This window comes from Mycobacterium sp. 1423905.2 (assembly GCF_001673155.1).
GTDB lineage: Bacteria > Actinomycetota > Actinomycetes > Mycobacteriales > Mycobacteriaceae > Mycobacterium.
On record NZ_LZLE01000163.1, the window covers coordinates 1 to 4,250 of the forward strand.

Annotated in this window: 1 protein-coding gene; it reads left to right on the forward strand. The window is 68.0% G+C overall.

All coding sequences use genetic code 11. From position 1 onward, the window contains the following. Positions 1–4,250 (forward strand): non-ribosomal peptide synthetase (locus A9W95_RS09255; RefSeq protein ID WP_156746091.1); only part of this gene is annotated, 4,250 nt, incomplete at both ends.

Below are 4,250 nucleotides of genomic sequence, written 5' to 3' on the forward strand. Positions count from 1 at the left end.
TACGGGCCGACCGAGACCACGATCTATGTGGCACTGAGCACGCCACTGACGGCCGGAGATGCGACTGCGGCGCCAATCGGATCGCCGGTGCCGGGCTCAGCATTGTTCGTGCTCGACGAGTGGCTGCGTCCGGTGCCGGTCGGTGTGGTCGGCGAGTTATATGTGGCCGGTCATGGCGTGGGCGTCGGGTATTGGCGCCGCACGGCGCTGACGGCGTCGCGATTTGTGGCGTGCCCGTTCGGCGGCTCCGGTGCGCGCATGTATCGCACCGGGGACCTGGCTTGTTGGGGTCCCGACGGGCAGTTGCGGTTTGTGGGTCGGTCGGACGAGCAGGTCAAGATCCGCGGCTACCGCGTCGAATTGGGCGAGGTGCAAACAGCATTAGCAGCCGTGGCCGGTGTGGACCACGCGGTGGTGATCGCCCGCGAGGACCAGCCCGGCGTCAAGCGGCTGGTGGGTTATGTCACCGGAACAGCGGATCCGGTCGCGACCCGCGCCCGGCTCGCCGAACAGTTGCCGCCCTATCTGGTGCCGGCCGCGGTGGTGGTCGTCGACGCATTGCCATTGACGGTCAGCGGCAAGCTGGACACCCACGCGCTTCCGGCGCCGGAGTACACCGACATCGATGGCTACCGCGCGCCGACCAACGCCGTCGAAGAAATCCTGTCCGGCATCTACGGTCAGGTCCTCGGAATCGATCGGGTCGGCATCGACGACTCGTTCTTCGACCTGGGTGGGGACTCCCTCTCTGCGATGCGGGCCGTCGCCGCAATCAACAAGTGTCTGGACGCCCAACTCGCGGTACGGACGCTGTTCGACGCGCCGACGATCGCCCACTTGTCACCACGCATCAGTTCGCAATCGGCTCCGCGTGCGCCGTTGGTCGCCGGTGAGCGGCCCCCCGTAATGCCGTTGTCGTTCGCTCAGAGCCGGTTGTGGTTCCTCGACCAATTAGACGGCCCGTCGCCGGTCTACAACATGGCGGTGGCGCTACACCTACGCGGACGGCTGAATGCCGAGGCGCTGCGGATGGCGCTCGCCGATGTGGTGGGCCGCCATGAGAGTCTGCGCACCCTGTTCGTCGCCCACGAGGGCAAACCCCAGCAGCTGGTGCTGGTCGAGGAACGAGCCGAACTCGCCTGGCAGACAATCGATGCCAGCGGTTGGCCGGCCAGCCGGCTAGACGCGGCGGTGGCCGCCGAGGCGAGTCACGAGTTTGCGCTCGCGACTGAAATACCGCTGCGCGCGACGCTTTTCCGTGTCGCAGCCGACGAGCACGCGCTGGTGGTCGTGGTGCACCACATCGCGGGGGACGGCTGGTCGGTCACCCCGCTGGCCACCGATCTCGGGGTGGCCTACGCCAGCCGATGCGCTGGGCACGCCCCGGGCTGGGCGCAGTTGCCGGTTCAATACGCCGATTTCACGCTGTGGCAGCGCGCGCAGCTCGGTGATCTCGACGATCCGCACAGCCTCATCAGCGCCCAGTTGGCCTACTGGCAAGACGCGCTGGCCGGCATGCCCGAACGGGTGCAGCTCCCGGTCGATCGGCCCTATCCGCCGATCGCCGATCACCGCGGCGCCAAGCTCACGGTGCATTGGCCGGCCGAGCTGCAGCAGCGGGTGCGCAGTACGGCCCGCGCGCACAGCGCGACCAGTTTCATGGTGATCCAGGCCGCCCTCGGGGTACTGCTGTCGCGGATCAGCGCGAGTCCCGATGTCGCAATTGGGTTTCCGATCGCCGGGCGCCAAGATCACGCGCTCGACGAGCTGGTCGGCTTCTTCGTCAACACCTTGGTGCTGCGCGTCGACCTGACCGGTGACCTCACCGTGGCGGAGTTGCTAGCCCAAGTCCGGCAACGCGACCTGGCCGCCTACGAACACCAAGACGTGCCCTTCGAAGTGCTCGTCGAGCGGCTCAACCCGCCGCGATCGCTGACCCACCATCCCCTGATCCAGGTGATGCTGGCCTGGCAGCACACCGAGCCACCACCGCTGGCCTTGGGTGACCTGCATGTCACGCCGACACCGGTGGACACCCACACCGCCCGCATGGACCTCACGTTCTCCTTAGCCGAACGCTTTACCGGCACAGGCGAACCCGACGGCATCGGCGGAACGGTGGAGTACCGCACCGACGTGTTCGACGCCGCCACCATCGAAGCACTGACCGATCGGTTGCAACGGATACTGCTGGCGATGACGGCCGACTCGACGGCCCGGGTGTCGTCGATAGATCTGCTCGACGACGCCGAACACGCGCGAGTGGGCAGGTGGGGCAACCGCGTGGTGCTGACCCAACCCGCGCCCGCGCCAATGTCCATCCCGGCTGCGTTGGCCGCCCAGGTCGCTCGTTCCCCGCACGCGACGGCCGTCACGTTCGGTCCGGAATCCATGACTTACCGGGACTTCGACGAGACGTCCCACCGATTGGCGCACCGGCTGATCAGCCACGGCGCCGGACCGGGAACCGTTGTGGCGCTGGTGTTTCACCGATCCGCACAAGCGATCGTCGCGATGGCTGCGGTACTCAAAACCGGCGCGGCTTATCTGCCGATCGATCCTGCACTGCCCGCCGCCCGGGTCCGGTTCATGCTCGCCGACGCCGCGCCCGTCGCCGCGATCACCACCGCCGACCTGGCCGAGCGCCTGACAGGGCAAAGCGTCGTCGTCATCGATGTCGACAAACCCGACGTTGCGGCGGATGCCCACCCCGCGTTGCCGGAGCCGGCAGCCGACGACGTCGCGTATCTCATCTACACCTCGGGCACCACCGGAGTCCCCAAAGGCGTTGCCATCACCCACCGCAACGTCACCCAACTACTGAGGGTCACCGATTTCTTCGGGTCATCCGCTGCAGCCCCGGCATTCTCGGTGGCGCAATGGCATTCCCATTCCTTCGACGTCTCGGTGTGGGAGATCTGGGGTGCGTTGTTGACCGGTGGGCGACTGGTGGTGGTGCCCGAGCAAGTGGCCGCTTCGCCCGATGACCTGCACGCCCTGGTGGCCGCCGAGCGGATCAGCATCCTGAGTCAAACCCCTTCTGCGGTAGCGGTGTTACCGCCCTATGGCCTGGAATCTGCGGCGCTGGTCGTCGCGGGAGAAGCCTGCCCGGCAGCGGTGGTGGAGCAGTGGGCGCCAGGGCGGGTGATGATCAACGCCTACGGGCCGACCGAAACCACGGTCTACGCGGCGATGAGCGCGCCGTTGACGCCCGGCCCGGGCACGCCGCCGATCGGCTCGCCGGTGTCGGGAGCGGCATTGTTCGTGCTGGACGGCTACCTTCGCCCGGTGCCGCCCGGCGTGGTGGGCGAGTTGTACGTGGCCGGCCGCGGCGTCGGGATTGGTTATTGGCGGCGCTCCGGGTTGACCGCGTCGCGGTTCGTGGCGTGCCCGTTCGGGGCGTCGGGTTCGCGGATGTATCGGACCGGTGACCTGGTGTCGTGGGGCGCCGACGGGCAGCTGCGGTACCTAGGACGCGTCGACGAGCAGGTCAAGATCCGCGGATACCGCATCGAGCTCGGTGAAATCCAGGCTGCGCTCACCGAACTGGACGGTGTGGACCAAGCCGTCGTCGTCGCCCGCGACGACTCACCCGGTTCGCTGCGCCTGGTCGGCTACGTGACCGAGTCGAATCCCGGCGCAGTGGACCCGGCCGCCATCCGCACCGCACTGGGTGAGCGGCTGCCGGCCTACATGGTGCCGGCCGCCGTGGTCGTCGTCGACGCAATGCCGTTGACGGTCAACGGGAAGGTCGACACCCGCGCCCTGCCGGCGCCGGAATACCAAAGCGCGCAACACTATCGCGCCCCGGCCACCGCCGCCGAGGAGATTCTGGCCGACGTCTACGCCGCAGTCCTCGGGCTGGACCGCGTGGGTGTCGAAGAATCGTTCTTCGAGCTGGGCGGGGACAGCATCCTGGCGATGCAAGTGGTGGCTCGGGCGCGCGCGGCCGGTGTGGTCTGCCGGCCGCGCGACATCTTCGTCGAGCAGACGGTCGCCGGGCTGGCCCGGGTTGCCGGTTTCACCGACGGCGCGGTCACCACGCACGACGACGGGGTCGGGGAGCTGACGGCCACACCGATCATGCGCTGGCTGCACAGCCTGGACGGCCCGATCGAACAGTTCAACCAGACGGTGGTGGTGCAGGCGCCCGCTGAGGTAACCGAGGCCGATGTCGTCGTGCTGCTGCAGGCTCTCCTGGATCGGCATGCCATGTTGCGGTTGCGGATCGACGACGGTCGAGCCTGGGT